The sequence below is a fragment of the Ancylothrix sp. D3o genome (assembly GCF_025370775.1).
GTDB lineage: Bacteria > Cyanobacteriota > Cyanobacteriia > Cyanobacteriales > Oscillatoriaceae > Ancylothrix.
In genome coordinates this window covers 209,806-236,190 of record NZ_JAMXEX010000007.1, presented here as the reverse complement: position 1 = coordinate 236,190, position 26,385 = coordinate 209,806, and the positions used below count along the sequence as shown (strand labels likewise).

The 26,385-nt window shown below is 44.5% G+C and carries 19 protein-coding genes; 6 read left to right on the top strand and 13 right to left on the bottom strand.

Features of this window, described 5'->3' with window-relative positions:
• Positions 1–60: 60 nt before the first annotated feature.
• The 4 genes from NG798_RS14930 to NG798_RS14915 form a co-directional block, all read right to left on the bottom strand.
• A complete protein-coding gene (locus tag NG798_RS14930; protein ID WP_261224396.1) occupies positions 61–837 on the bottom strand; it encodes a UDP-N-acetylglucosamine-peptide N-acetylglucosaminyltransferase in 777 nt (258 codons plus the stop codon).
• 24 nt (positions 838–861) lie between these two features.
• Positions 862–2,235 (bottom strand): tetratricopeptide repeat protein, encoded by a 1,374-nt coding sequence (locus NG798_RS14925; RefSeq protein ID WP_261224394.1) that lies wholly within the window; start codon positions 2,233–2,235, stop codon positions 862–864.
• A gap of 269 nt (positions 2,236–2,504) precedes the next feature.
• Positions 2,505–7,874: a putative Ig domain-containing protein gene (locus NG798_RS14920; RefSeq protein ID WP_261224391.1), complete on the bottom strand. Its 5,370-nt coding sequence runs from the start codon at positions 7,872–7,874 to the stop codon at positions 2,505–2,507.
• Positions 7,875–8,007: 133 nt separating this feature from the next.
• Positions 8,008–10,155 carry a TIGR03032 family protein gene (locus tag NG798_RS14915; RefSeq protein WP_261224381.1) on the bottom strand — a complete coding sequence of 716 codons (2,148 nt, stop codon included), beginning with the start codon at positions 10,153–10,155 and terminating at the stop codon, positions 8,008–8,010.
• A gap of 514 nt (positions 10,156–10,669) precedes the next feature.
• Here NG798_RS14915 and NG798_RS14910 point away from each other — a divergent pair.
• Both NG798_RS14910 and NG798_RS14905 read left to right on the top strand, forming a co-directional pair.
• The gene (locus tag NG798_RS14910) at positions 10,670–11,809 is read left to right on the top strand and encodes a HetZ-related protein 2 (protein ID WP_261224378.1); all 1,140 of its coding nucleotides are present in this window, start codon (positions 10,670–10,672) and stop codon (positions 11,807–11,809) included.
• 453 nt (positions 11,810–12,262) lie between these two features.
• Complete coding sequence (locus NG798_RS14905) at positions 12,263–13,390, top strand: hypothetical protein (protein WP_261224376.1); 1,128 nt, start codon at positions 12,263–12,265, stop codon at positions 13,388–13,390.
• Between the two features lie 311 nt (positions 13,391–13,701).
• On the opposite strand, the gene NG798_RS14900 is transcribed toward NG798_RS14905, so the two are convergent.
• Both NG798_RS14900 and rpsO read right to left on the bottom strand, forming a co-directional pair.
• Entirely contained in the window at positions 13,702–14,217 is a 516-nt protein-coding gene (locus tag NG798_RS14900; protein ID WP_261224375.1) for a PAM68 family protein, read from the bottom strand.
• 7 nt (positions 14,218–14,224) lie between these two features.
• Entirely contained in the window at positions 14,225–14,494 is a 270-nt protein-coding gene (gene rpsO, locus NG798_RS14895; protein ID WP_261224373.1) for a 30S ribosomal protein S15, read from the bottom strand.
• Positions 14,495–14,960: 466 nt separating this feature from the next.
• Between rpsO and NG798_RS14890 the strand changes: the two genes are divergently transcribed.
• Positions 14,961–16,622, top strand: a complete 1,662-nt coding sequence (locus tag NG798_RS14890; protein ID WP_261224364.1) for a SulP family inorganic anion transporter — start codon at positions 14,961–14,963, stop codon at positions 16,620–16,622.
• Between the two features lie 75 nt (positions 16,623–16,697).
• Here the strand turns inward: NG798_RS14890 and ruvA are convergent, their stop codons facing one another.
• The 4 genes from ruvA to NG798_RS14870 form a co-directional block, all read right to left on the bottom strand.
• Entirely contained in the window at positions 16,698–17,318 is a 621-nt protein-coding gene (gene ruvA / locus NG798_RS14885) for a Holliday junction branch migration protein RuvA (RefSeq protein ID WP_261224362.1), read from the bottom strand.
• Positions 17,319–17,498: 180 nt separating this feature from the next.
• A complete protein-coding gene (locus tag NG798_RS14880) occupies positions 17,499–18,254 on the bottom strand; it encodes a sucrose-phosphate phosphatase (protein WP_261224352.1) in 756 nt (251 codons plus the stop codon).
• Between the two features lie 136 nt (positions 18,255–18,390).
• Entirely contained in the window at positions 18,391–19,218 is an 828-nt protein-coding gene (locus NG798_RS14875) for a tetratricopeptide repeat protein (protein WP_261224351.1), read from the bottom strand.
• A 267-nt stretch (positions 19,219–19,485) separates the two neighbouring features.
• Positions 19,486–20,778: a tetratricopeptide repeat protein gene (locus NG798_RS14870; RefSeq protein WP_261224349.1), complete on the bottom strand. Its 1,293-nt coding sequence runs from the start codon at positions 20,776–20,778 to the stop codon at positions 19,486–19,488.
• A gap of 63 nt (positions 20,779–20,841) precedes the next feature.
• On the opposite strand from NG798_RS14870, the gene NG798_RS14865 reads away from it, so the two are divergent.
• Positions 20,842–22,092: an MDR family MFS transporter gene (locus NG798_RS14865; RefSeq protein WP_375338968.1), complete on the top strand. Its 1,251-nt coding sequence runs from the start codon at positions 20,842–20,844 to the stop codon at positions 22,090–22,092.
• A gap of 53 nt (positions 22,093–22,145) precedes the next feature.
• On the opposite strand, the gene hisIE is transcribed toward NG798_RS14865, so the two are convergent.
• A complete protein-coding gene (gene hisIE / locus NG798_RS14860; protein WP_261224345.1) occupies positions 22,146–22,790 on the bottom strand; it encodes a bifunctional phosphoribosyl-AMP cyclohydrolase/phosphoribosyl-ATP diphosphatase HisIE in 645 nt (214 codons plus the stop codon).
• A 296-nt stretch (positions 22,791–23,086) separates the two neighbouring features.
• On the opposite strand from hisIE, the gene hemL reads away from it, so the two are divergent.
• Together hemL and NG798_RS14850 are read left to right on the top strand one after the other, a co-directional pair.
• Complete coding sequence (gene hemL / locus NG798_RS14855) at positions 23,087–24,385, top strand: glutamate-1-semialdehyde 2,1-aminomutase (RefSeq protein ID WP_261224421.1); 1,299 nt, start codon at positions 23,087–23,089, stop codon at positions 24,383–24,385.
• A gap of 87 nt (positions 24,386–24,472) precedes the next feature.
• A complete protein-coding gene (locus NG798_RS14850; RefSeq protein ID WP_261224343.1) occupies positions 24,473–24,604 on the top strand; it encodes a hypothetical protein in 132 nt (43 codons plus the stop codon).
• Positions 24,605–24,607: 3 nt separating this feature from the next.
• On the opposite strand, the gene NG798_RS14845 is transcribed toward NG798_RS14850, so the two are convergent.
• Together NG798_RS14845 and NG798_RS14840 are read right to left on the bottom strand one after the other, a co-directional pair.
• Positions 24,608–25,078 (bottom strand): hypothetical protein, encoded by a 471-nt coding sequence (locus NG798_RS14845; protein WP_261224341.1) that lies wholly within the window; start codon positions 25,076–25,078, stop codon positions 24,608–24,610.
• Positions 25,053–26,279 carry a sulfite exporter TauE/SafE family protein gene (locus NG798_RS14840; protein ID WP_261224339.1) on the bottom strand — a complete coding sequence of 409 codons (1,227 nt, stop codon included), beginning with the start codon at positions 26,277–26,279 and terminating at the stop codon, positions 25,053–25,055. The genes NG798_RS14845 and NG798_RS14840 overlap by 26 nt, the downstream gene beginning before the upstream one ends.
• Positions 26,280–26,385 lie beyond the last annotated feature (106 nt).

Sequence of the window (26,385 nt, the reverse complement as noted above, 5' to 3'; positions counted from 1 at the left end):
TTGAATCACCCATCAAGTGCGATGGCTACGGCTGGCGGAGCGAGCGCGATTTTTCCTAACTTATTCAGCAAGCCCTAAATAAAGCGCGGAATTATAAACCGTCATCACTAAAGAAACTTTCGGTAATTTTTCGATAGTTGGCTTTACCGGCTTTGGCAAAATTTCCAGCAAAGCAGCTTCTAAATTTTTGATAAAAAGCGCCGTATCAAATAAAGGTGCAGTCTGCAAATTTGCCTCTAATTTTTGCCTAATTTCTGCCAATTCATCCCTATGCGTAGCGAAATAAATAGCTCGCTTTTCGTACTCTTCAAGACTATTGCAAATCATCTCCTCCAAACCAGCCGCCGCACAAACGCTTGCACCCATCCGCGCCACATAAGTATCACCCGGCACCGTCAACACCGGCACCCCCGCTTTCAATGCCACTACCGCTGTCGCACCGGCATTATACACAAACGTATCCAAAAACAAATCCGCCAAAGCACACCGGCGCAAATGTTCAGCCAAAGGCAAAGTGCCCGCAAACACAAACCTATCTGCACTCACGCCTAAACTTTCCGCCTGGTGGCGCATATTTTCTCGAAAAGTAGCACACTCGTCGTCAAACAGCCACAGCACACTATCAGGCACAGCCTGCAAAATCCTCATCCAAACAGCAAAAACCACCGGCTCAATTTTATAAGCTGCATTAAAACAGCAAAATACAAACGCACACTCTGGCACACTAAAATCTGCTCGTCTCACCGGCACCTCAGAAATCGCTAATTTTGAGCTAACAAAACCGTGCGGCAAATAAATAACTTTTTCTGTATAATTTTCTGCCAAATTGGGCGGCACTAACCAGTGATCAGCGATTATACATTAAATAAAATCTGCCCCCATTGTATCAGGATATCCAAGATAGCTGCATTGAATTGGGGCCGGTTGTAGGGCTAAAATCTCCGGGCGGGTGTGAGTTGTGTAGCCTCCCAAATCAATTAAAATGTCAATTTCATCTGCTTTAATTTGCGCCGCCGCAGCTTCCGTAGACATCTCCGAAATATCCCGAAATACATCACAGCCGCACTCAATCGTTATTGTATAATCATCTCTCACCGATACTAAAGTATACGCATAAACCTGAAACTTTGTCCGATCATGGAATTGAAACATTTCATAAATCAAAATCCCCATCGGGTGATTACGAAAATCGGGTGAAATATAACCAATCCGTAGGGGCGGGTTCACCAAAGAACTCTGTTTCTCACAAATATCTTCTCTAAACCCGTCCCTCCCCCTAATCGAACGTACAGCCTGTGCCGCCCACCGAGAAGCCACCTCCCGATGCAAAGACAAAGGCACCCGAAAATAACTTAAAATCAACGGAGTCAAACCGGCTGCATTTTCAGTTTTCAAATGCTCTTCAGTCCGCCTAATCAGTTCTTGAACACGCCCCTCATAATCGTTCCAATTTCCCAAACTTAACCACAACCGCATCAAATTGTAGTAAACCTGCGTCCACTCTGGTTTCAAAGATAACGTCTTTTCATACTTCGCCAAAGCCTCCTCACGCTTGTGCTGCGTTTCCAACAGCAAACCTAGATTAAAATTGGCTACAGCATGATTGGGGTCTAATGTCAAGGCCCGCTGTAAACAAAAATTGGCTAAATCCAAAGCCCCTTGAGCTTGTAAAGCCGCCCCTAAATTAGCATAAGCCTCAACATGATCGGGCCGGTGGCGAACACAGCAACGGTAAAACTCAATAGCCTCGCGGCTGCGTTTTTGCTGTTGTCGTAAATTCCCCAAATCAAAATAGACATCTGCTGAGTTGGGTTGCAGCCGCAGTGCTTCTTTAAAGCACACTTCAGCATTTTCTAAATTGCCTTCCTTAACAAACAGCTTACCTAAATTGTGATGGGCGATAAAAAAATCAGGCTTCAAACGCAAAGCCTGTTCATAATTTGCTTTTGCACCGGCCACATCCTCAATTTGCAAAAGCGCACTAGCAAGATTACAGAAAGCCACCGCTAAATTAGGGTCAATATTTATAGCGTTTTTAAAACAACTAATTGCCCCATCAAAATCGCTTTTTTTCTGTAACAAATTCCCTAAATTATTCAAACAAGCTGGATAATTTGGTTCGATTTCCAAAGCTTGACGGAAACAAATTATAGCCTCATCAAATCGGCATTCTTTTTTCAAATTACGGCCTTCTTTAAAAAGCTCTTTTGCCTCACTTATCCGAATATTTTGCATAAATTCATGTTAATAAAAACCGATTATGTTGGTTGGGTAGAGCGAGAGCGAAACCCAACACAAATGTAGGTTGGTTTGAGATTTGTTGGGTTTCGTGCCTACGCTTGCGCGTCGCTACGCGTACCGTGATAGTTGGCGAAGCCTACAACCCAACCTACAAAACGCTTAAATCAGGGTGAAATCAGTAGAGCGAGAGCGAAACCCAAGACAAATGTAGGTTGGTTTGAGATTTGTTGGGTTTCGCTTTCGCTCAACCCAACCTACAAAACTTACATCAGCGTGAAATCAGAAGCGGTAATCAGTGAAGAATCAACACCATTAAGAGTAGCGAGTAACTCATCACCACTGCGGATTAAAGTTGCACCGGCACCGGCACTAATATTGAGTTGTCCGAAGGTTAAACCAGCGGCCAAAACCATCACATCTTGACCGCGAACAAAATCAGCAATCACATCAGAACCCATGCCTTTTTGCAACATAAAGCGGTCATTTCCAAAACCGCCAATCAGAAGATCATTCCCCGCATCGCCATCGAGGAAATCATCACCTTTACCACCGGCCAAAATATCATCACCCTGACCGGCATTCAAGATATCATTGCCCTCATTGCCATACAAAGAATCAGCACCGGCATTGCCAAAGAGAATATCATCACCTTGACTACCAGCAACCAAATCATTGCCGGTATTACCAATCAAAGTATCGTTATCCTTGCCGCCGGCCATCGTATCATCGCCATCGCAACCATCGATAAGATCATTGCCGGTATTACCACTCAACAAATCATTTCCATCGCCGCCACAGAGCGTATCATTACCCTTATCTCCTAACAGCGTATCATTGCCGGCTTCACCTTTGAGAACGTCATCGCCTTGACCACCAAAAACAAGGTCATTTCCATCCCCTCCATCGATGAAATCATTACCAGCATTGCCACACAGGGTATCATTGCCGCTATCGCCTTTAATGGTGTCATTGTCGAAATTTCCCAGAACAACATCATCCCCATCACCGGCAGAAATAGCATCATTTCCTTTGCCGCCATAAATGGTATCATTGCCAGAATTTCCATCAATGCGGTCATCATCAGTATTGCCATAAATGGCATCATTACCAATACCGCCATCGATAGAATCCTTGCCGATATCTCCTAATAAGATATCATTGCCCTCGCCACCAAAAACAGCATCATTATCCTTGCCACTCCACACAACATCATCGCCAGAACCGGCATCAATATAATCATTGCCGGTATTTCCAAACAGCGAATCACCGCCAGTGCCGCCATAGATATTATCATTGCCGGCCATTGCAACAACAACATCATTACCACTGCCTGTCGAAAATTCTTCCGATGACTGAGAAGCCATTAAAACATCATCAGCATCAATTCCTTGAACAGTGGTTTCGACAACATTAGGAATCATTTCCAGTGTGCCCACATTAGGCGTTGGAAACTGATCGCCAATACAGCTTTGTGCTGGTGCTGGCGTGGGTGCCGGTGCCGGTGCTGGTGCTGGTGCCGGTGCTGGTGCTGGTGCTGGTGCCGGTGCTGGTGTAGGAGATGGATTTACTGCCACATCAAAACTATCAGAAATACTTGCACCGGCAGGATCTTTTGCCGTCACCAAAAAGCTCAAAGAAGACGCAGTACCCACCGGTGGAGTCCCTGAAATTGTGCGATTTGCCGCATCAAAACTCAACCAAGCAGGCAAAGGCGAACCATCAGCAAGCGTCACCGAATAAGAAAGCGTATCCCCATCCGCATCAGCAAAAGTATTTGCCGGCACAGTAAAGCTAAACACCTGACCAATAGTTGCCGAACTATCAGCAATTAAATTAGCAACTGTCGGCGCATTATTAGGAGTCTCGCTGACAGTCAAGCTAAAGGTATCGCTAACAGAAGCCTTGCCATCAGATGCCGTCACTGCAAGCTCAATTGCCCCCACATTACCCGCCGGTGGAGTCCCTGAAATTGTCCGAGTTGCCGCATTAAAACTCAACCAAGAAGGCAAAGGCGAACCATCAGCCAGCGTCACCGAATAAGAAAGCGTATCCCCATCCGCATCAGCAAAAGTATTTGCCGGCACACTAAAGCTAAACACCTGACCAATAGTTGCCGAACTATCAGCAATGAAATTCGCAACAGTCGGCGCATTATTAGGAGTCTCACTGACAGTCAAGCTAAAGGTATCGCTAACAGAAGCTTTGCCATCCGATGCCGTAACTGTTACATTAATTGCCCCCACATTACCTGCCGGTGGAGTCCCAGAAATTGTGCGAGTTTCAGCATTAAAACTCAACCAAGAAGGCAAAGGCGAACCATCAGCCAGCGTCACCGAATAAGAAAGCGCATCCCCATCCGCATCAGCAAAAGTATTTGCCGGCACAATAAAGCTAAACACCTGACCAATAGTTGCCGAAGTATCCGCAATTGGAGCCACTACAGTCGGCTGATTATTGGGAAACTCTCTCACCGTCAAAGTAAAAGTATCGCTTACAGATGCTGTCCCATCAGATGCCGTCACTGTTACATTAATTGCACCCAAATTATTAGCAGTTGGCATACCAGAAAAATTCCGAGTTGCCGCATCAAACCTCAACCAAGAAGGCAAAGGCGAACCATCAGCCAAACTTGCAGTGTAACTCAGCGTATCGCCATCAATATCAGAGAACATACTAAACGGCAACCTGAAATCATACAAGATATTTTGAGTCGCTGTTTCGTCCTGAATAGCACTAGAAATCACCGGCGCATCATTAACAGGATTCACCGTCAAATTAACACTTGCACCCACCGCTGCATAAGAAACGCCATCCGAAACATTCCAATCAAAACTCACACTGCGATTGTAATTAGCACCCGGAGTAAAAGTTAAACCGCCAATATCAGCCGCCATAATTTCGGAATTTGGAGCAACATCAGAGCCGTTCAACTTCAGAGTGCCATTATTCGGCAAAGAAACAATTTGAATTTTGCTCAAGCTGACGCTTTCGGGATCTGAATATCCGCCAGTAAAATCAGCCAAAGTAAAACTAATAACCGTGTCTTCCTCCCCTGATTTTGTAATAGTTGTTACCGTTGGTGCAGTGTTGACATCAGTGATATTTACCGTTACAGAATTAATTTCCCGTACACTTCCATAATTGAGATCCCCACTACGGGTAATTGCGTGAGAAATCGTGCCGGGGTGAGTACCTTCAATTACCGCATCAGCTTTACCCCGCACCGTAATTGTTTTCGCCGTCATATCCGACAGAGAAACAATTTGAGTCGCAGCAAAAATCGTGCCATCCAGACTAACTTCTGTTTGACTATCCGCAGAAATCGTAATTTCTACCGCCGCCGTTGGAATCGTATTTAAGGCAATAGTGTAAGTATCTGGTGCCCCACCTTCCACCACATCCGTACTGCCACCAGACGGAGTAATTGTGACACCAGCAACATCATTATCTTGAATTGTCAGAGTCGCTGTGTTACCAGGAGAAGGTGCAACATTATAGGCTGCCGCATCGGTGAGGGTAATGCTAATTGTTTCATTAGGATCACTAATTTGATCATCAATCGCAGAAACATCAATCGTTGCTGAAGTTTGTCCCGCCGCGATGAAAACCGAACCCAATAAAGCAGTGTAGTCTGTTCCAGAAGTGGCGGTACTAGCAGCATCAACCGCGTAATTTATGGTCAAACCGCCGTCTGGTGCCGGTGCGCTGAGAGTGACAGTAAAAGAGCCAACAGTACCATCTTCACCCGGATTGGTACCAGCAGCCACACTCACCACATAGGCATTTTCGTAATATCTCACCGTACCGTCAGAAGCCCCAACAAAAGCATTCAAATCCCCATCACCATCGATATCTGCCAAGGTGGGAGCGCTCCAATTACCCACATCAAAGCCATTCAAGGGGTTTGCGGTGCCGGTGACGTTGCTAAAGGCTGGGGCTGTTTTACTGCCGGTGTTTTGGTAATAAGAAACCGTACCGTCACCAGCGCCAACAAAAGCATCCAAATCCCCATCACCGTCTATATCTGCAAAGGTGGGTTTGCTGTAAGAACCCACATCAAAGCCATTGAAGGGGTTTGCGGTGCCGGTGATTTGGGTAAAGGCTGGGGAAGTTTTACTGCCGGTGTTTCGGTAATAAGAAACCGTACCGAAACGTTCCCCAACAAAGGCATCTAAATCCCCATCACCGTCTATATCTGCAAAGGTGGGAGCGCTCCAATTACCCACATCAATGCCATTCAAGGGGTTTGCGGTGGCGGTGTTTTGGGTAAATGCTGGGGCTGTTTTGCTGCCGGTGTTTTGGTAATAAGAAACCGTACCGTCAACAGCCCCAACAAAAGCATCCAAATCCCCATCACCGTCTATATCTGCAAAGGTGGGAGCGCTCCAAGAACCCACATCAATGCCATTCAAAGGGTTTGCGGTGTCGGTGACGTTGGTAAATGCTGGGGCTGTATTACTGCCGGTGTTTTGGTAATATCTCACCGTACCAAAACTTTCCCCAACAAAAGCATCCAAATCCCCATCACCATCTATATCTGCAAAGGTGGGAGCGCTGAAAGAACCCACATCAAAGCCATTCAAGGGGTTTGCGGTGCCGGTGACGTTGCTAAACGTGTTAGGAACTTGATCCAATATTTTCAGACTGGCAGTTTTATCTTGCCCCAGGTTATACGCCGTTCCCCCATTCAAGGTAATCGTAACGGTTTCCCCTGGATCATTAACATTATCCAACACCGGCACCACATCAATCGTCGCCGTCGTTTGCCCCGCCGCAAAGGTAACATTTCCAGTTAAGGCTGTGTAATCATCCCCCGAAGTTGCAGTTCCCCCAACGGTGTAGCTTATCGTTAAACCCTCTGCCGGTGCCGGTGCGCTGAGAGTGATGGTAAATGTGCCATTAACAGCAGTTGAACCCGCCTCACTTGCAGGGGTGCCAGCAGTAATCTTCACCACCGGAGCAATGTTTTGGTAATATCTCACCGTACCGTCAACAGCCCCAACAAAAGCATCCAAATCCCCATCACCGTCTATATCTGCAAAGGTGGGAGCGCTGTAAGAACCCACAGAGACGCCATTCAAGGGGTTTGCGGTGCCGGTGATCTGAGTAAAGGCTGGGGCTGTTTTGCTGCCGGTGTTTTGGTAATATCTCACCGTACCGTCACGAGCCCCAACAAAAGCATCCAAATCCCCATCTGAGTCTATATCTGCAAAAGTGGGACTGCTGGAGGCACCCACACCTACAAGATTCAAGGGATTATTGGTGCCGGTGATTTCGCTAAAGGCTGGGGCTGTATTACTGCCGGTGTTTTGGTAATATCTCACCCTACCAAAACTTTCCCCAACAAAAGCATCCAAATCCCCATCACCGTCTATATCTGCAAAGGTGGGACTGCTGGAGGCACCCACAGAGACGCCATTCAAGGGGTTTGCGGTGCCGGTGATTTCGTTAAAGGCTGGGGCTGTATTACTGCCGGTGTTTTGGTAATATCTCACCGTACCGAAATCTTCCCCAACAAAAGCATCCAAATCCCCATCACCGTCTATATCTGCAAAGGTGGGAGCGCTGAAAGAACCCACAGAGACGCCATTCAAGGGATTTGCGGTGCCGGTTTGTTCTTGAAAAGTTGCCATAATTGTTGTCTTTTTTGAAATTTACAAGGTGGTTTGAGAAAAGTAGGGAATTCGCCCTACAAAAAGTGATTAAATCGCTGTTTACGGCTCATTGCTTTTTTAGCCGAACCTATTGATTATTTTCTCCTCATAATTATCCTCCTTCCAACAATTTAACTGCCCACCGGCTCTCACTGAAATAAGTTAAATAAGGCTGCAAACGGCGCTTAACAAATTCCAACATCCGCCCATTTTCCTTAGCAACAGAAAAAGTGCAGTAAGGAACCGGACTAGCAATTTGTCTTTTAATTGATTCAGCCAAAACCGGCACCGCCCGCCCCAATTTTTGATATTTTTCTCGCACAAATAAACTCGAATAGCGAATCGTATCCGGGGCAACACGGTGGGTAAGACTCCACCCAATTATTTCGCCCTTATGACGAACTCCCAGACTGTTCATAAATTCAATTCTGGTGTCATTGGTAAAGGGATTTAAGGCGGCTGGGCAATCTTGCCATTGTCGAATTTTTTGGGTTTCTATCTGGCTGAGTTCCTGCCAAGGGAAAATCTCATATTCGGTGGGCAGAATCGGTTTGTATAGCCAAGGTGCAGCCGCTATTTTTTCGGTCGTGGTTTTGCATAATAAAAATTTTGTTTCTGGCGGTTGCCAGTTAAATTTCCTTAGCATTGCTTCCAAAGCTAGGCCGGTGATTTCTGTTTGCTGGTAGGAAACTTCAAGGGTAGTAAAGCCCTTTTTCTTCAAATCTTTTTCCAGATAAAACAGCAGCGAACTGCCAATTTTTTGATTACGAAATTCAGGCAAAACATAGAAAGAAATTAGGTTTGCGCTCTTGACATCAGGGAATATTTCTGCTATTAAAAAACCCACAATTTTTTGCGAAACAGAAGCAGAAACGCCCAATAATTCCCCTTGCAGTTGACGACTCTGCCAGCGTTTTTTGATCCTAGGAAAAGTCAAAGCATCATAGTCACAGGAACTCTCAACCGTCAGGTTATGCACCATTTGATACTTCACCGCTATTGCCCCACCGTTAGGGTATGATGCTATTGCCTGATCCGAGGGGGAGGGAGTATTTTTGACTTGGCTTTCGCCACCATCCATTGCCTTTGAAGTATGAGAGGGTAAAGCAGTAGGGGAAACATTAACCCCAGGCTTCGTTACCACAAGCCCCCCACCCCCCGGAAATGTGACAATTCTTTGAATTTCTTCACTATCAGCGCTTAAAATGGCCGGTCGTTTGACTCCCGCCAACACCGCCACATCATAAATTTCTGTTACTTCACCTTCAAGTTTTAACCAATGAAGAATAGCGCCGGTGTTGATATCCACCACCATCAAACCGCACAACCCACCGTTATTGCTGAGGTGTTTTTCTAGTTGCAAACCGCTAAGTCTGCCATCGCGGACTTTAGAGAGTCCAACAATGGCATAATTTTTATGAAAAGCCAGCCCGCGCACAAAACCCGGACAAAACGCCACCGGCTGATATTTCCCCGTTTCGAGATCACAAAAACCAAAATTGCCGGTACCGGAGTTTAACACCCACAATTTATTTTCATAAAATCTCGGTGAGTGAGGCATTGACAAACCGGCACTGATTATTTCATCGGTTGTAATATCAATCACCACCCCGCCACTATCTCGCTTTTCTCGCCAGTTAGACGCTTGATCACAAGTGCCAATCGCTGTAACATAGCGAGGTTGATTTTCCACCACTGCTAAACCGTTGAGATGACAACGATCTTCGGCGACAAGTTTAGAAATAAAAGGCGGTTTCCAAAGTGGGTTAAAGTTGTGTTCGTTGTCAAGAGTTGCCAAACAGCTAAATAAGGTGTTGACAAAAATAATTTGTTGTGGTTCATTTGGGGCAACCACAGGGGGATTGCCCCTACAAATGGTGGGATTTATTACAACCACATCGTGAATATTTAATTCGCCGGTGATGTGGCCGCTTTGCGGGAAATAAGCTTTGTCGTAGGTGTTATTATAAAATTCACCATTCCCTACTACATTACGAAATTGCCAAAGTTGATAACGGGTACTGAGATAAAGCTGGTTTTCTGTTAAAAACATCCCCATTGGTTTATCAAAAAACCGCCGGTGTATCGCCAGTTTGCCATCAGCTTTCCCGCTGACAAAAAATAAGCTGTTGCTTTGATAGGTAGAAAAAGCCAGGCTAATTTCTTCTTGCAATAACCAATTACAAATATCTGGAGATCCTGTAATTTCCAGAGAAGAATTACTCGTTATATTTTCTGTTAAAGGGCTCAGGTTAGTCATAGTTTTTTCTTTAAAAATATGCAATAAAAATGCAGTTTAAACAAAGCCCTAACTGGAAAGAGTTATGGCAGAGTTGGCCCTTCAGCCGCCGATCTTCCTCAACTACACCCTATTCTTACCTTGCTGAGAAATGGTCTTGTCTGGCTGTATGACTTGTGTAGATACTTGCCTCTATCCAGAGTAGTATTTTCTTCAGAAAATAGCAAATCTTTAGTATGAAATTTTGGTAAAGCTGACCTTTTTCAATCTCAAGTCAGGAATTTTAGCCCTCAAAGCCATAAAATGCTAAGGGCTGTGAGCTTGACAGACTAATGGGAAATATTTTAAATTCTGTAAACTTTTATTTTTTGTGATTTGTGTCACTGACAAAAGAAAAAACCGTATAACCAAAAATCTTTAATTAAAAACCGGCAGCCTGAGAGCATTTCAACTCCTCTTGAGCAAAACAATGGGAAAGAAAGCGTAAAATCGAAGCAGTTGGGCAATAGCCCCACCAAAGTGAGGAGCGCCCCTGATGAAACTAGCCGAACAACTATCCCAAGACTGGAAAGAGCAACTAACCAGCGACTACCCCGATATACCAGAAACCACCCGTCAAAGTATCATTAACTGGCTCATTGGCGAAAACCCTGAGCGCTTTGAGAGCCTCGATGCCACCGGCCTCAACATCGCCAAGCGAGCGATCAATTTTCGTTACCAAATTTTGCGCCAACGTTATTTAAATATCCCCCCAGAACGCGCCTACCGCAACCTGATCCAGCGTTTAGGCGGTTTAGTTATGCTGCGCCAAAAAATCCGCACCTGGGTTTCGCTGAGCCGTGACCGGCAGCGAACTGTGGTAGATGTTTTACAAGAAGTCATCCAAGAAATGCTCCAAGCCGACCGCTATCTTCAGCAACAGATGGCATGGATTGCCGATAATACCTCCGATATGCGCTTACGCAATACTCTACTCCTTGCTGCTACCGAAGAATACTGTTTAAGACCTATTCGCAATCAACCCTTATTAGTTTATCGGTTTGTAAATTACTTACGGCGGACTCAACGCGGTGGTTTAACACAAGTACCGGCCCAAGAACTGATACGTTTAATTTCAGAAGAAGTTACGCCGACAGAGACAGAAGGGCCGGTCAGCCTCCTCGACACGCGAGCCCTCAGCGAGTATCAAGAAGCCAGCGCATCCGAAGAACGGCAAATTTTACGAGAAGCAGTTTGCAAAGAATTTGAAGTTTATTTAGCAGAAAATATTGGCCCGGAGGCTGTTGAATGGCTGCGGCTTTATTTGCAAGGATGTTCACAAGAAGTGATGGCGCAGAAATTGAATTTGCCGGTCAAACAACTTTATCGCTTACGAGAAAAAGTTAGTTATCATGCAATTCGAGTCTTTGCTCTTAAAATTCAACCAGAATTAGTTGGCAGTTGGTTAGAAATTTCTCTGTCGCAACATAGTCTTGGTTTGACACCCCAAGCGTGGAAAGAATACTGTGAAAATTTAACGCCACTGCAACGTCAATTGATTGATTTGCTTAAGGCCGGTGAGCCGGTTGAGGCAATTTCCAAGATTCTTAATTTGAAACAAAATCAAGTGATTAGTGAGTGGACTAAGCTTTATCTTACTGCTCAAAGTTTGCGGAATGCTAATAGCGACAGTTAATATATTTTTGAGAGGCGATTTTTAAAGAAAGGTGATTAATATCAAGCTAAAAATTAAGTTTTTGTTTTGTCGTTTGCCGGCGTTTAAGAAATGAAAATAGATGAAAATTAATGGTTTTTCGGCTCTTCCTGATTAATGATGAAATTTTAAAGCAAGCGATCTCTTGTATATTAAATTGGCGTGTTTCACTCCGCCTTAAAGTCGGGGGAGACTTTTTAAGCTTGGAGGCAAGGTTTTTTAGCCGCAGGAGCCTCTTTTTCTTACAGGAAAGCCAAAATCCAGTCTAACAGCCGCAATTAAGTAACAATCTAAAAAAAATCATCGCAAATCGTGCTAAACAAGATGATGTTTAAATGCAGACGAGGTGGTTATGATAAGGAAAATAAAGGTAATCTGCCTTACTGTTTGCTGAGAATGCAACGTTAGCAGTTATCAACCTACAGGTATGCCAAGATGGATACAAATCAAATATTTAAACTTATTGACACTATTCTGCCCTTTGAGGTCTGCTTATATCATCAAATTTTGCCTTTAGCTCGGCAAGAGCGGGTTTTACATCTGGGGATGGTTGATCCTCAAGATACGGCAGCTTTGGACTATACTCGCAGGTTATTAAGTTCTTTGAAGTGTTCTTTGATGCCGCACACCATTTCTGCTAGTCAGCATAAGTCTGTGCTTTCCACTTATTTGAGTTATAAGGATAAAAATATAAAACCTTCAGAGCCGGCTAAAAATGTTGCTCTTGAGTCTGGGGTGCCTCCGAAGACTAAACCGCCGGTTCCTCCTACATTTATCGGCAAATCCAATTCTTCGCTATCGCCATCTTTAGATGCCGAAAAAAAGGCCCCTTCAGGGGATGGGCGTGTACCTCCGCCTCCTTCTACAAAAATTCAATCTCACACAGGTATTCAACAGTCAGAGCGCTCTCAAACACCTCCTCCGGTTGATACTAATTCGGTGCCGGTGTTAAAAATTCAGGCGACTTATATTTCTCGACCGCTTCAGGCACTTCTCACTTTGCCGCCGCAACAATTGTTACAAGAGTTGTTATCGCGGGTTTTGCTTTCTGGGATAGGCCGGTTGTTTTTGGAACGCCAGCGGGATAAGGGGCGAGTTTTGTGGACTCAAGAAGGTGTTTTGCAGTCTGTTTTGGATGATTTGTCGCTGCCGTTGTTTAATGCTTTAGTTCAAGAATTAAAACATTTTTTTAGTTTGCCTTTTCTGCCGGTGGAGCGCCCCAAACAGGTAGAAATGGAACGAATGTATAATAAAACGCACATTTTGCTATTGTTACAAGTGAATCCCGGTGAAAATGGCGAAGAGGCAACGCTTCAGGTTTTGCGGGGGGAAGCTTTGAATTTTTATCGCCAGCAAAAATTGGCGGATTTAAGTCAAGATGCTTTAACTTTAGCAACGCAATTACAGCGAAAATTGAGCGAAATTGGGGATAGATTTGATCCACATTTAGATCGTGAATCTCTTTACACTTTGCCGGCAATTGACCAGCTTCTCACGGCTATGAATGAACAATTGCAAGCCCTCGAAGCTCTCAAGCGTTCTAATGAAGCTTCAAAAGATTAATTGTTGTCTAAAGTCCAAAAGCATTTATCTTTTTTTGGAGGGGCAATCAATATGCTGGTTGCCCCGATCTGGTGGGATGGCTGTCATTTTTTGAGCGCTGTTATGTCATTTTTAATAAAGCTAACCCCCTTCATTTGTAACAAAGGGGGTTGTGGGGATAAGGGATTTTTTAGGAGTGGGCCGGTTAGCGCAAAACCGGCCTCTTTTAGCTTCAATTTTCACGCTTGCAACTGAGCGCAGGCTTCACGAGAAACTCAAATTTGATAATGAAATTTCTCTGTTGCACTGAGTCCCTGAATAAGTATTTTTTTTCAGGTTTCCGTGTCTTTTTTACCTGCCGTGCGCCAAGCTGCCGTGAGGCGCTCGAAATTGGTTGTAAACTCTTTCCAGCCTAGTGCACTGCCCGGTATTTCTTCATCCCAAGATGCTGAAATCACTCCGTAACTTAGCCCCAAAACGCCGATGCCAAAAAATGCCATGCTGACTAAGACAACGGCTGAATTCGGCAAGTCATACCAATTGTTGGTGATCACAAAATAACTGGCAACAAAGGTGGCAATTCCTAAAAAGGTTGGAAGCCCACTAAATACTGCCATTCGGCTAATCATACGCCGGCTTACTGCTTCTGGTACTGCGGTTTTAGCCTTTGTGACTGGCTGTTTTGTTTTGCTTTTAGACTCGGTTTTTTCTATGGGTTTTGGGTTCGGCTTTTTTTTGGCTTCTTTGCTGGGCGTTGGAGAAGCCTCAGAGCGCTGGGAAGCAGACTTTTTGCGGTTTTTGGCCGGTTCAAAGGGTAGACGTGAGCGTTCGTCGGTTTCTGATGCCATAGCTTTCTTAACCGCGAATGCCTAAGCGCTCAATCAGTTTGCGATAACGCTGTTGATCTTGTTTGATGATGTAGGCCAGCAGACGCTTCCGCAAGCTGATCATTTTTAGCAATCCCCGACGCGAGGAATGGTCTTTGCTATTGGCTTTGAGGTGTTCGCTGAGTTTATTGATGCGTTCGGTCAAAAGGGCGACTTGCACATCTGCTGATCCTGTGTCGGTTTCGTGAACCTGATAGGACGTCATTACTTCTTGTTTTCGCTGTTGGGTTAGTGCCATGAGTTGTCTTTTTATAAAATCCAGCAATTGTCGATCATATCACAGGTTTGCTGGCGAGTAACGATATCGGTGTATATTTTCTGGCTTGGCCTGCTCAAGCTCTGTAGCAAGGTAAAATTTTGATGGGAAGTAAGTATAAATGCTTTTATTATCATTTTTGTTTGTGGCAACCTGTAGGGTAGAGCGATAAAGCAATCAATCGTCGAGCTTTGGCATCGGTTCGTCGTAGTTCTATGAGCTTAATTGATGCAGCCCATAACAAAATAATAGGCTGTAGAAAAAAAGGCTGTCTTATAGCGTTTAGTCTCATATTTCCTTGAGTTTTAGGTGGTTTAAGGCAATTTACACTCCAAAAAGCCAAGCCAAAAAAATTTTAGATATTTTCCATAATCTTTTGTTATAAACCACTTATTGATATGCTCGTGTTCAATCTCCTCTAGCACACTTTCCTTTCACATACTTACTCATGTCAGTAACTAATGAAATTGATTTTAGCAATCTTCGGGGTGATATCTTTGGTGGTGTCACGGCAGCGATTGTTTCACTCCCGCTTGCTCTCGCTTTCGGAGTTGCCTCTGGTGTAGGGCCCATTGCCGGACTCTATGGGGCGGTTTGTGTCGGCTTTTTTGCGGCCTTGTTTGGTGGCACACCAACATTGATTTCTGAACCCACCGGCCCAATGACGGTGGTAATGACCGGCATTGTGGCATCAATGCTGGCAGCTAACCCTGATCAGGGTTTGGGGATGGCTTTTACTATCGTTATGTTGGCCGGCCTGTTTCAGATTATTTTTGGGATTTTTAAGTTAGGGAAATACATTACCTTAATGCCCTATAGCGTCATTTCTGGCTTTATGTCGGGAATTGGCGTAATTTTGATAATTTTGCAAATTGCCCCGTTCCTTGGTCAAGCGCCGCCCAAGGGTGGTGTTTTGGGAACGTTTATGGCTATCCCGCAGTTGATATCGAAGGTGAACCCACCGGAAGCGATTTTAGGTGCGGTAACGCTGGCGATTATTTTCTTGATGCCTAAGAAATTCAAGAAAATCGTGCCGCCTCAGCTTGTGGCTCTTATTATCGGTACGCTGATCTCGGTGACGATATTTAAGGACGTTGATATTCGCCGTATTGGTGAAATTCCTGTTGCTTTGCCTAGTTTGCGAATGCCTACCTTTAGCCCCGATCAAATCACCATTATGCTTGTTGATGGTGTGATGTTGGGGATGTTGGGCTGTATTGATACTTTGTTAACGGCGGTGGTGGCAGATAGTTTGACGCGGACGGAACACAAATCAGATAAGGAATTGATTGGTCAAGGCATTGCTAATATCGTTTCAGGGATTTTTGGGGGTTTGCCTGGTGCCGGTGCAACGATGGGAACGGTTGTTAATATTCAAACCGGCGCAACTTCTGCTTTATCGGGTTTAACTCGTGCTGTGGTGCTTTTGGTGGTGGTGTTGGGGGCGGCAAAATTGACCGAACCAATTCCGATGGCGGTTTTGGCGGGAATTGCCCTTAAGGTGGGGATTGATATTCTCGATTGGAGTTTCTTGAAGCGTTCTCACAAAATATCCGTGAAAGGTTCTTTGATCATGTACGGGGTGCTGCTGCTGACGGTTTTTGTAGACTTGATTGTGGCGGTGGGTGTGGGGGTATTTATTGCCAATGTTCTCACAATTGAACGGTTGAGCAGTTTGCAGTCTCAGGAAGTTAAGCTGATTACGGATACGGATGATGATGTGAGGTTGACTCCTGAGCAAAAGGAATTGCTAGATAAGGGGAAGGGTCGGGTGTTGTTGTTTTATTTAAGTGGCCCGATGATTTTTGGTTTGTCTAAGGCTATCGCCCGTGAGCATAATGCGATTAAGGATGCTGATGTTTTGGTGATGGATCTCAGCGATGTGCCGATGTTGGGGGTTACTGCTTCGTTGGCTATTGAGAATGCGATTCGGGATGCTGTCGATAAAGGGTTGCAAGTCTTTATTGTTGGGGCTAGTCCGAAAATTCAAAGTCGTTTGCAAACGTTGGGCATTTTCGATTTGATTCATCCTGATCACGTTTTGGAAGATCGGACAGTGGCTTTGCACCAAGCGGTTAATGTGGTTTATGGCAAGGGCATTGAAGCTTAATTTGGCTGTTGATTGATTGGGATAGGACGATCTAGTGGGTTTGGTTTTGGTTTTTGAGTTCTGTGATCTGGGTTTTTAGGGCCGGCTTAACCAGGCTATAGCTCGTCGTATCCATTCTTCGATGCCGGCTTGTTTTAAATCGGGTTCTTGATTTAGGGCTTCTAAGACTCGCAGGACTTCGGTGTTGGTGTATCCCAGGGCTAAAAGGGTCATTTCTAGGTCTTCTTGGAGGCTGTTTTCGAGGACAACCGGCACGCTTAAACCGGCTCCTTTGCGCGATTCTCCGAGTTTGGTTTTAAGTTCGAGGCTGAGCCTTTCTGCTGTTTTGTTGCCGACTCCAGGGGCTTTTGTGAGGGCTTTTATGTTGCCGGTGACGATGGCTTGAACGAGGGTTTCAAGTCCTAGGGTGTCGAGGAGGCCAAGGGCTGATTGGGGGCCAATGCCGCTGACGCTGATGAGTTGACGAAATAAGTCTCTTTCGGCGGCGCTGGCAAAGCCATACAGGATATGTTGGTCTTCTCTGATTTGTTGGTGGGTGAAAATTTGTATTTGTTCGGTTTTGGTTCGTATTTGTTCTGCTAGTCTTGGGGGTATTTGGATTTCGTAGCCTATTTGATTGGTTTCTAGGGTGAGGGTGATTTTGTTGGGAGGGGTTTTTTGGATTTGGGTTACGGTTCCTTTGAGGTAGGCTATCATTTTTTGTTTTTTAACCGCAGATAAACGCAGATGAACGCGGATGGATGGGGATGAATGGGGATGGTTTTAGGTGGGTAGGATGTTGAAGTTTTTTAGTTGTTGGTTTTTTGTTTTTTAACCGCATCCTATAGCAGATAAACGCGGATGAACGCGGATGAATGGGGATGAATAGGGATGGTTTTAGGTGGGTAGGAGGTGGAAGTTTTTTAGTCCTTCTAGGATGCCACCGGCACAGGTTGCTTTTGCTAGGTAGTGGTTTGGAGATGGGTTGCTTTTGTGCCAGTTTAGCAGTTCGGGTTGGGCGTTTCCGACGATGATACCTTTTTGGGTGCCGGCGCTGAACATGGCTATGTCGTTGCCGGAGTCTCCACAAACAACGGTTTGGGTGGATGGAATTTGCCATTTTTTGCGTAAATATTGCATGGCTTGTCCTTTGTCGGCTTGTTGGGGGATGATGTCTAAATCTTTGTTGCTGCTGTAAATTAGTTTGATTTTTAAGTTTTGTTTTTGAAGGTTATTTTGTAGTTTTGGGATGATGTTTTCTGCGTCTTTTTGTGTTAAGAAATAGCTGATTTTGTAGGGTCTTTGTTCGGGTTCGGGTTGAGGGATAAGTTGGCTAAATTCGGCGGCGGTGTTAATTACGAGTTGCCGGTTCCATCCGGGGGTGAGGATTTCTGACCAGGCGGGGTCTGGGTTTGGGCTGTTTTGATGATAAATTTCACAGCCAACGGATGTGATGAGGGCGTCTGGATCTAAAAGTTGGGTTTCTTGGCGGAGTTGCTGGTAGCTGGTGAGGGAACGGCCTGTTGAATAGACTATTTTTGTGCCGTAGGTTGTGCGGTGGTTCTGGAGGTGCCGGTTGAGGTGGGCGAGGGCTTGGTCATCTCCGACGAGGGTGTTGTCTAAATCTGTTACTAATAAAAAGGATGATGACATGATAAATATCACGCAGATGGGTGTGGGTATCTCGTGGGGAAGATGGAGAAATTTCAGTGTTTATTATGCTTGATTTTGAGATCCGTTGGATGGAAAAGCTGGGGAAATCGGAAACTTATTGTGTCGGGGAGTTGGGTTAGGGTTGGAGTTGTTTCATGTCTTGGATGATTTTGCGATAGGCGGTCATTTGCCGGTGTTTTAAGAATAGTTCGGCGGCTTGTTGGAGGTCGGTGAGGGCTTTTTGTTTTGCGCCTAAATCTGAGTAGGTGAATGCTCGATTGTAGTAGGCTTTGGCGTAGTCGGGGTTGATGCGGATGGCGTTGTTGTAGTCTTCTATGGCTCCGAGGGAGTTGCCGATGCGCCGGCGTGAGAGGGCCCGGTTGTAGTAGGCTTTGGCGTAGTTGGGGTTGAGTATGACGGCTTTGTTGTAGTCTTCGATGGCGCCGGTGTGGTTGCCGGTGTCGCGGCGTGCGTTGCCTCGGTTGTTGTAGGCTTCGGCAAAGGTGGGGTTGAGTCGGAGGACTTCGTTGTAGTCTTCGATGGCGCTTTGATGATCTCCCATGTCTCGTCTGGTGTTTCCTCTTTTGAAGTAGGCGTCTGCACAGTCTGGGCAAATTTCGATGACTTGGGTGTAGTCGTCTAGGGCTCCGTCTAAGTCTTTGAGTTTGCGGCGGATGTTGGCGCGATCAAAGTAGGCCGGTGCAAAGTCTGGATGGCGGCGTATTTCTTGTGACCAGGTTTCTATGGCGCCGGTGTAGTCGCCTTCTTGGGCTTTTTTGACTCCTCGGTAATAAAAGAAGTGGTTGTAAAATTCCTCAGCTTTCATCTGAGTGAGTAAGGTTTGTGGCAGTGATTCGGGTTTGCCTCTTAATTCTATGGGAATGGGAGGGATTGGGGATTGGGTGTTTCTGGTGTTGTGATCGCTCGGATTGACGATCCAATCGGAGTAGGGTGTGTGTGCCAAACCGTTTTGCTCCCTGATGGATTTCTTGTACTTGAATCAATTTTACGCAGCAGTTTGGGCAAGGATCGAGAAAGTTGTTAGCTGCTGATAAGATTTGTCGTTAAAAAGTTTTTTTAAGTTTCCGCTGTTTACTGTTCGGCTGCTTGTCTAACTATCGGGCTGATCTCTTGTAAGTTTTTCTAAAGTCGTCTTTGGCAATGTTCTACAGGTCAAGGGAAGGCAGAAGGGTATGTTTATATTTGGCATTAAGTCTGTGTTTTTAATTGTTCACCTGCCCCGGTCTCTTTCTATGTCCCAAATGACTTTTTCGTAATACCAATCTATTGTTTTATCAGGATATTTCGCTTGGGCTGATTCTACCAGGCGTAGGGCTGTGCGCCGCTCGCCGTTTAAAAGCATAAGTAATTTTTTTTCGAGTTCAATGCGGGGTGAGATTTTAGTTTTTTGGCGTTGGAATTGGTTAGGGTTTGTCTTTGATTTTTGGGGGGAAATTGAAGGGGAAAGTTTATGAGATTTTGGTAGATTAGAGGGTTGTGCTGGGGAGTTTTGTTGTATATGTTTTCTGGCTTTTTCATAATTAGGAATATCTCCCATTTCAAAGAATAATTTAGCTGCTTTTTGATAGTTTTCTTGGGCTTGACGTTTATCTTGAAGTGACCAGCTTTTTTCGCTTCTTTCAGAATAGGTAAGGGCGCGGTTATAATAAGCTTGGGCATTTTCGGGGTTAATTTCTATGACTTTGGTGTATTCTTCTATGGCTTGCTGATAAGAGGGTAGTTTGCGGTAAAGATCGCCTCGTGCTAGTAAGGCTTCAATATAGTTAGGATTGATTTTTATTGCTTTTGTTAAATCTGCTAGGGCTTCTTTATTTTTACCGAGTTTAAAATAAGCTAGTCCCCGGTTATAGTAAATTATGCTGTCTTGGGAATTGATTTTTAGAGCTTGATTAAAGTATTGAATTGCTCCTTTATAGTCTCCTATTTGGGCGCTGTATAATCCGTGATCAAATTCAAAATTGTTGTTGGTTGCGTTAGAGATAGGGGGTGTTTTGGGGATGGGTTTTTCTTCGATCGGCTTATTTGTTTGCTCGCCCTTTGGAAGCAGTTTTAATGTTTCTAAGGTTTTGCGGTAATTGATTGGATCTTTTTGCTTTAAATATAACTTAGTGGCTTGATTATAATCGTGGATGGCTGCGGTGCGGTTTCCTTGTTTGTTGTGGGCGTAGGCACGGTTGATGTAGGCTTCTATGTAGCTGGGATTTAGGGTTATGGCTTGATTGTAATCTTTAATTGCGCCAGAGGTATCACCGGCGAGAAAGCGAGCGTGTCCGCGTCGGTTGTAGGCTTCTATTAAGTTGGGATTTTGCTGCAATGCCTGAGTAAAGGTTCCTATGGCGCTGGTATAATTACGTTGTTTTGTTTGCTCTACGGCTTTGTTATAAAGTTTAAGTCCTGGGATATATTTAAAACCGAGCCGGTGATGCCTAAAAATGGTAAAATCTAAGACCGCTATCAATGCAATTAGCAGGCCGGTGATGATTAGTGGGGGCGCTAGGGACATGGCGTGAAACGGCGGGATAGCTAACACAAATTATGGGAGTATTATACAGTAAATATGAAATTTTTGCAAAGAGATAAGCTGTTTTCTTGGCTGCCTAATTTAAACCGGCAAGTTTGGATTTTGGGGGCTGGTAGGTTACTTTCTGGAATTGGTAGCGGGTTTACTTTATTTTATGCCCCGATCTTTTTTACTGAGGAGGTGGGGTTAACAAAAACTGCGGTGGGAATTGCGTTAGGTTCTGCGTCTATTTCTGGAGTTTTAGGGCGGTTTTTAAGCGGTTCTCTGGCAGATTCACCGGCCTGGGGAAGGCGGCGGACTTTATTACTTTCTGCTTTGGTTTGTGCGGTGGGTTGTTTTGCTTTGGCTACTGCGGATAATTTGAGTAGTTTGTTGATAGGAAATTTACTTTTATGGTTCGGTGGGGGGTTATATTGGCCGGCAACTGAGGCTTTAATTGCGGATTTAACAAATAATGAAAATCGCCAAGAAGCTTATGCTTTGAATCGTTTGGCGGATAGTGTGGGGTTACAGTTGGGTGTGGTTTTGGGAGGTTTATTAATTTCTTTAACGAGCAATTATCGGGGCTTATTTATTATTGATGGTGTTTCATATTTGGTATTTTTTGGGGTGATTTGGGTAGCAATTAAGGAAAGTTCTAGGAAAAATTTTGATGAGAGTACAAAACCTTCGATGCTTGAGGGGTGGGGTTTGGCTTTGCGAGATCGGGGTTTGTTGATTTTTGCGTTGGTAAATGTTTTATTTACGATGTATATTTGCCAGATTCAAACTTCGATGCCGCTTTATTTTAAGGATTTTGTCTCTGACGGTACGGCTAAGGGTTTTTCAACGGAAATTATTACTGGTTTATTTACTTGGCATCTTTTCTTGACGATTTTGTTTCAGTTGCCGGTGGCGCGGTTTTTGGGCCGGTTTAGCCATACAAATTCTCTAATTTTTTCCGCGTTTTTGTGGGGAGGTGGTTTTTTATTAATTGGGTTAACGGGAACGCTGAATAATTTACCGTTACTGTGGGCAATTTTGGGTTTAGCTGTGTTGGCTATGGCAACGGTTTCTTATACTCCTTTTGCTTCTTCTTTGGTGGTAGATTTGGCGCCGGAGTCTTTGCGGGGTGTGTATCTTTCGGTGAATTCTTTATGTTGGGCAATCGGCTATTTTATTGGGCCTCCTTTGGGTGGGTTTATGTTAGATTTGCCTCGTCCTTTGGCTGATGGTTTGTGGTTGGGTTTGGCGCTGAGTGTGGGGGTTGCTGTTGTAATTTTGAAGTATTTAGGCTGGTTTTTGAAGAGAAGGTGATTAGTTATGCCCACCATTATAGAAGCCGGTGGGCATAGTAACAGCCTACGCCGTTATTTTTTGCGGGATTCTAGTTTACGATAGACTTCTTTTATGTCTACTTTGTGATGGGCTAGGGCAACCATTGTATGATACAGTAAGTCGGCAACTTCTCCGGCTATTTGGTCTGGGTCGTCGTCTTTAAATGCCATAACGACTTCTGCACTTTCTTCACCTATTTTTTTGAGAATTTTGTTGTCTCCACCGGCCAATAATTTGCAGGTATAGGATTCGGGTGAGGGGTGATCTCGGCGTTGACAGATAATGTTAAAAACTTGGGAAAGAATGTCTGCCGGTGGTGGTATAATTTGCCCGTCTACTTGATGGAAACAACTACGTTCGCCGGTGTGGCAGGCAATATCGCCAATTTGTTCAACTCCTACAAGTAAACAATCACTATCGCAGTCATAACGAATGGTTTTTACTTTTTGAATATGACCGGATGTGGCGCCTTTGTGCCAAAATTCGGCGCGAGAACGACTCCAGAACCAACTTTCGCCGGTTTCTAGGGTTTTTTGCAATGATTCTGCATTCATCCACGCCATCATCAAAACCGTGCCATCGAGGTGATCTTGGACGATGGCGGGGACAAGTCCTTGTTCGTTGTAGCGGATTTTTTCAGCAGGGATGGAGTGGGTGGATGGGGTTGGTGTTGCCATAAAATAAACGGGGTCAATTGTCAATCGTTTTACACAAAAATTTACAGTATGAGCGCTACTTTTGTTGAGCAAAGATATTCACCTCTGCTGCAATTTCTGGTATAGTTATATGATAGTGGGAATTTGAGGAAAAAGTTTAAAAATCCGCAATTCCCATGAGGATAAACTAGCAGACAAAATGGCAGAAATGTAGCAAGAATTGTGAGAATTTTTTGACCAAAAAAAGAGCAAAAGCGAGATAGTAAAAAAACCGCAAATTGCTCTATATTGAATTAAAGCTGATAGAGGAGAGAAATTTGATTACCACCAGTCTGAACACCACAAAATCTGAAGAAATTTTTACCGCTGCCCAAAAGTTAATGCCGGGTGGTGTAAGTTCGCCGGTTCGTGCTTTTAAATCGGTCGGCGGACAACCGATTGTTTTTGACCGAGTTAAAGGTGCTTACATTTGGGATGTAGATAACAACCAATATATAGATTATGTTGGTACTTGGGGGCCGGCAATTTGCGGTCACGCTCATCCTGATGTGATTAAAGCGCTGCATGATTCCTTAGAAAAGGGTACAAGTTTTGGTGCTCCTTCGGCGTTAGAAAATGTACTGGCAGAAATGGTAATTGATGCCGTTCCCAGTATTGAAATGGTGCGTTTTGTTAACTCTGGCACCGAGGCTTGTATGGCGGTTTTACGCTTAATGAGAGCCTTTACAGGACGCGACAAAATTATTAAGTTTGAAGGCTGCTATCACGGACACGCTGATATGTTTTTGGTAAAGGCGGGTTCGGGAGTAGCTACTTTGGGTTTACCGGATTCTCCGGGGGTTCCAAAGTCGGCTACAAGTAACACTTTGACGGCACCTTATAATGATTTGGAAGCTGTTAAAGCATTGTTTGCAGAAAACAAAGATGAAATTTGTGGAGTAATTTTAGAACCGGTGGTTGGAAATGCCGGCTTTATTCCTCCCGATGCGGGATTTTTGGAAGGGTTGCGAGAAATCACAACAGAAAACGGTGCTTTGTTAGTCTTTGATGAGGTGATGACCGGCTTTCGGATCGCTTACGGCGGTGCTCAAGAAAAGTTTGGTGTGACGCCAGATTTAACGACTTTGGGTAAGATTATTGGCGGTGGTTTGCCGGTGGGTGCCTATGGCGGTCGTCGGGATATTATGTCTATGATTGCACCGGCCGGCCCTGTATATCAAGCCGGCACTTTATCGGGTAATCCTTTGGCAATGACGGCGGGTATTAAAACGCTTGAACAATTGCAAAAACAGGGTACTTATGCGTATTTGGAAAAGATTACAAAACGCTTAAGTGATGGGTTGTTGCAAATTGCGAAAGAAACCGGTCATGCTGCTTGTGGTGGCAATATTAGTGGGATGTTTGGTTTCTTTTTTACGGCGGGGCCGGTGCATAATTATGAGGATGCCAAAAAGTGCGATTTGAATAAGTTTAGCCGGTTCCATCGTGGTATGTTGGAACATGGTGTTTATTTGGCTCCTTCGCAGTTTGAAGCTGGGTTTACTTCTTTGGCGCATACGGAGGAAGATATCGATAAAACTTTGGCTGCTGCGCGGGAAGTTATGGCCGGTTTGTAGTTAATAAACCGCAGATGTAAAGCAGGCAAGATGCCTACTCCATCAGTGGGGTGGGCATCTTGCCCGCCATTTTGTAAAGCAGGCAAGATGCCTGCTCCACAGATGGATGCAGATAGGTTTCGGGAGTTTTTCAAAGGTTTATGGATAAATAAATCTCTGGCTACAATTCCCAAAACCATCTGCATTCATCTGCGTTCATCTGCGTTTATCTGCGGTTAAAATTTACTTGCTAACGTTGACTTCAAAGGTGAGTTTAAAGGGTTGAAAATTAGCACCGGCTTTTGCGGTTCCGTTGATTTCTAACTCATAAGCACCGGCTTTTGGAAAGGTGATTTCTGCGCCTGGAATGCCTTTATAATTTTCGGCATTAATGCTTTTTAAAGCTGGTTTTAAAATTGGTTGAACATTAGGCCGGCGTGGTAAGGAATAAACGGCAAGCTGACAGTTACACTGGTTTAATGGGATGATGGCGCCGCCTTTGCGAGTTAAGGCAAACCAGGCTTGGGTAAGTTGACCGGCTTTTGGGTTATGATTGGGTTCAATGTGAAAAGTTGCCGCGACATCTCCAGAGATTTCGACTTCGTGGGAATAGGCGGGGGGAATGGGGTTAAATGCTTTCGGCGAGAGGCCGGTAATTAACACCAATATGGGTAAAATAAAGAAGAATTTACCGGCTTTGAATGGGTGGAACATAGTATTTTTCTAGGGATAAGATTGTCCAAAATAAGCGAAATCTCGCCAGCACTACAATTATAGTAATTGTTGCCAAAATTGTACTAGAAATTTTACCGGCCGGTGTGATTTGCAATTCTCCGAGATAGTGGGAACCGATCAGGATGGCATGGAGGCTGGCTAATATTAAGGCTGGGATGCTTAATAAGTGTAGAATTCGCCATTTTTTGCCTAAATAATTAACGGCTTTGTCGAAGCTTGTCAGGGCGAGGGGTATCATTAATGTGAGGGAAATTATGCCGCCCCAAATTGCTATTTGATGTTGGGGTAACATAAAGGAAAGTGCTTCTATATTCCAGTTTAATGTATGGTCGAGGGTGTGGAATGTGTGGGCAATTGATAAGATAAATGCGCCGACTCCAAAGGCGCGCCGGTAACGCAAGGGAAATGCCCAAAACCGGCTAATTGGACGGGCTATTAAGGCGATAATTAATAATAGGATTGCTGCATGGCCGGTGTAGTCTACCATTGCATCAGAACGCAGTAAGGTGAGGATACCAATTGTTAAAGTTATCCAGCCGGCAAGGCGATATAATTGACTGCGTTGATCGCTGTTTAATTTTGAGGTAAATAAACCGGCTGCTATTAAGCTTGGCATGGTTCCTAACCCAAAGGCAAACATGGTGCCAGCACCCCAAATAAGGCTGCCGGTTTCTGCTGCTTTAATTTGGGCTGCATAAAGAAAACCGCAGGGAATAAAGCCCCATAATAAGCCTAGGAATAAAGGAGTAAATTTGTTTTCCTGACGGGCAATTTTTATCAAAATTTGGCTGAGTTTGTTATGCAATTTTTCGGTAAAAGAAGTTGGTAGTAATGGCAGCTTTTGTAAAAGATTAGGGTAAATTTGGCTGAGTCCGAAAAAAATAAGTAGGAGGCCGGTTATTATGGCGATACTGCGACGTAAAATGCTGCCAATGCCGGCAAATTCTCCTCCAGCGATGGTGACTTCTCCTAATGCGCCAATGGCTGCGCCGGTGAGGGTATAGCTAATAATTCTGCCAATGTTTAAAAGGCTGTGGAAGTAAATTTGTTTTTGCCAGCTTTGGGGGGTTTCTATTTTTTGGGATAGGGAAAATCCAACTGTTAAAGGGCCGCACATTCCGATACAATGACCGAAACTGCCAAAAAAACCAACAGTCATTATTAATAAAAGGTCTATCATAATCGGGATGGGGAAGATAGGATATTATTATTTTGGCAGAGATTTCGGAAAGTGGATAAAGCAAACAACAAATAGATAATAAATTTAATAAGCTAATGGCAAAAGC

What these genes read in the sequence shown, in the direction of transcription:
- NG798_RS14925 (WP_261224394.1), bottom strand. Translation starts at nt 2,235, where the DNA reads ATGCAAAATATTCGGATAAGTGAGGCAAAAGAGCTTTTTAAAGAAGGC.
- NG798_RS14920 (WP_261224391.1), bottom strand. Translation starts at nt 7,874, where the DNA reads ATGGCAACTTTTCAAGAACAAACCGGCACCGCAAATCCCTTGAATGGC.
- NG798_RS14915 (WP_261224381.1), bottom strand. Translation starts at nt 10,155, where the DNA reads ATGACTAACCTGAGCCCTTTAACAGAAAATATAACGAGTAATTCTTCT.
- NG798_RS14910 (WP_261224378.1), top strand. Translation starts at nt 10,670, where the DNA reads ATGAAACTAGCCGAACAACTATCCCAAGACTGGAAAGAGCAACTAACC.
- NG798_RS14905 (WP_261224376.1), top strand. Translation starts at nt 12,263, where the DNA reads ATGGATACAAATCAAATATTTAAACTTATTGACACTATTCTGCCCTTT.
- NG798_RS14900 (WP_261224375.1), bottom strand. Translation starts at nt 14,217, where the DNA reads ATGGCATCAGAAACCGACGAACGCTCACGTCTACCCTTTGAACCGGCC.
- rpsO (WP_261224373.1), bottom strand. Translation starts at nt 14,494, where the DNA reads ATGGCACTAACCCAACAGCGAAAACAAGAAGTAATGACGTCCTATCAG.
- NG798_RS14890 (WP_261224364.1), top strand. Translation starts at nt 14,961, where the DNA reads ATGTCAGTAACTAATGAAATTGATTTTAGCAATCTTCGGGGTGATATC.
- ruvA (WP_261224362.1), bottom strand. Translation starts at nt 17,318, where the DNA reads ATGATAGCCTACCTCAAAGGAACCGTAACCCAAATCCAAAAAACCCCT.
- NG798_RS14880 (WP_261224352.1), bottom strand. Translation starts at nt 18,254, where the DNA reads ATGTCATCATCCTTTTTATTAGTAACAGATTTAGACAACACCCTCGTC.
- NG798_RS14870 (WP_261224349.1), bottom strand. Translation starts at nt 20,778, where the DNA reads ATGTCCCTAGCGCCCCCACTAATCATCACCGGCCTGCTAATTGCATTG.
- hisIE (WP_261224345.1), bottom strand. Translation starts at nt 22,790, where the DNA reads ATGGCAACACCAACCCCATCCACCCACTCCATCCCTGCTGAAAAAATC.
- NG798_RS14850 (WP_261224343.1), top strand. Translation starts at nt 24,473, where the DNA reads ATGCCTGCTCCACAGATGGATGCAGATAGGTTTCGGGAGTTTTTCAAA.
- NG798_RS14845 (WP_261224341.1), bottom strand. Translation starts at nt 25,078, where the DNA reads ATGTTCCACCCATTCAAAGCCGGTAAATTCTTCTTTATTTTACCCATA.
- NG798_RS14840 (WP_261224339.1), bottom strand. Translation starts at nt 26,279, where the DNA reads ATGATAGACCTTTTATTAATAATGACTGTTGGTTTTTTTGGCAGTTTC.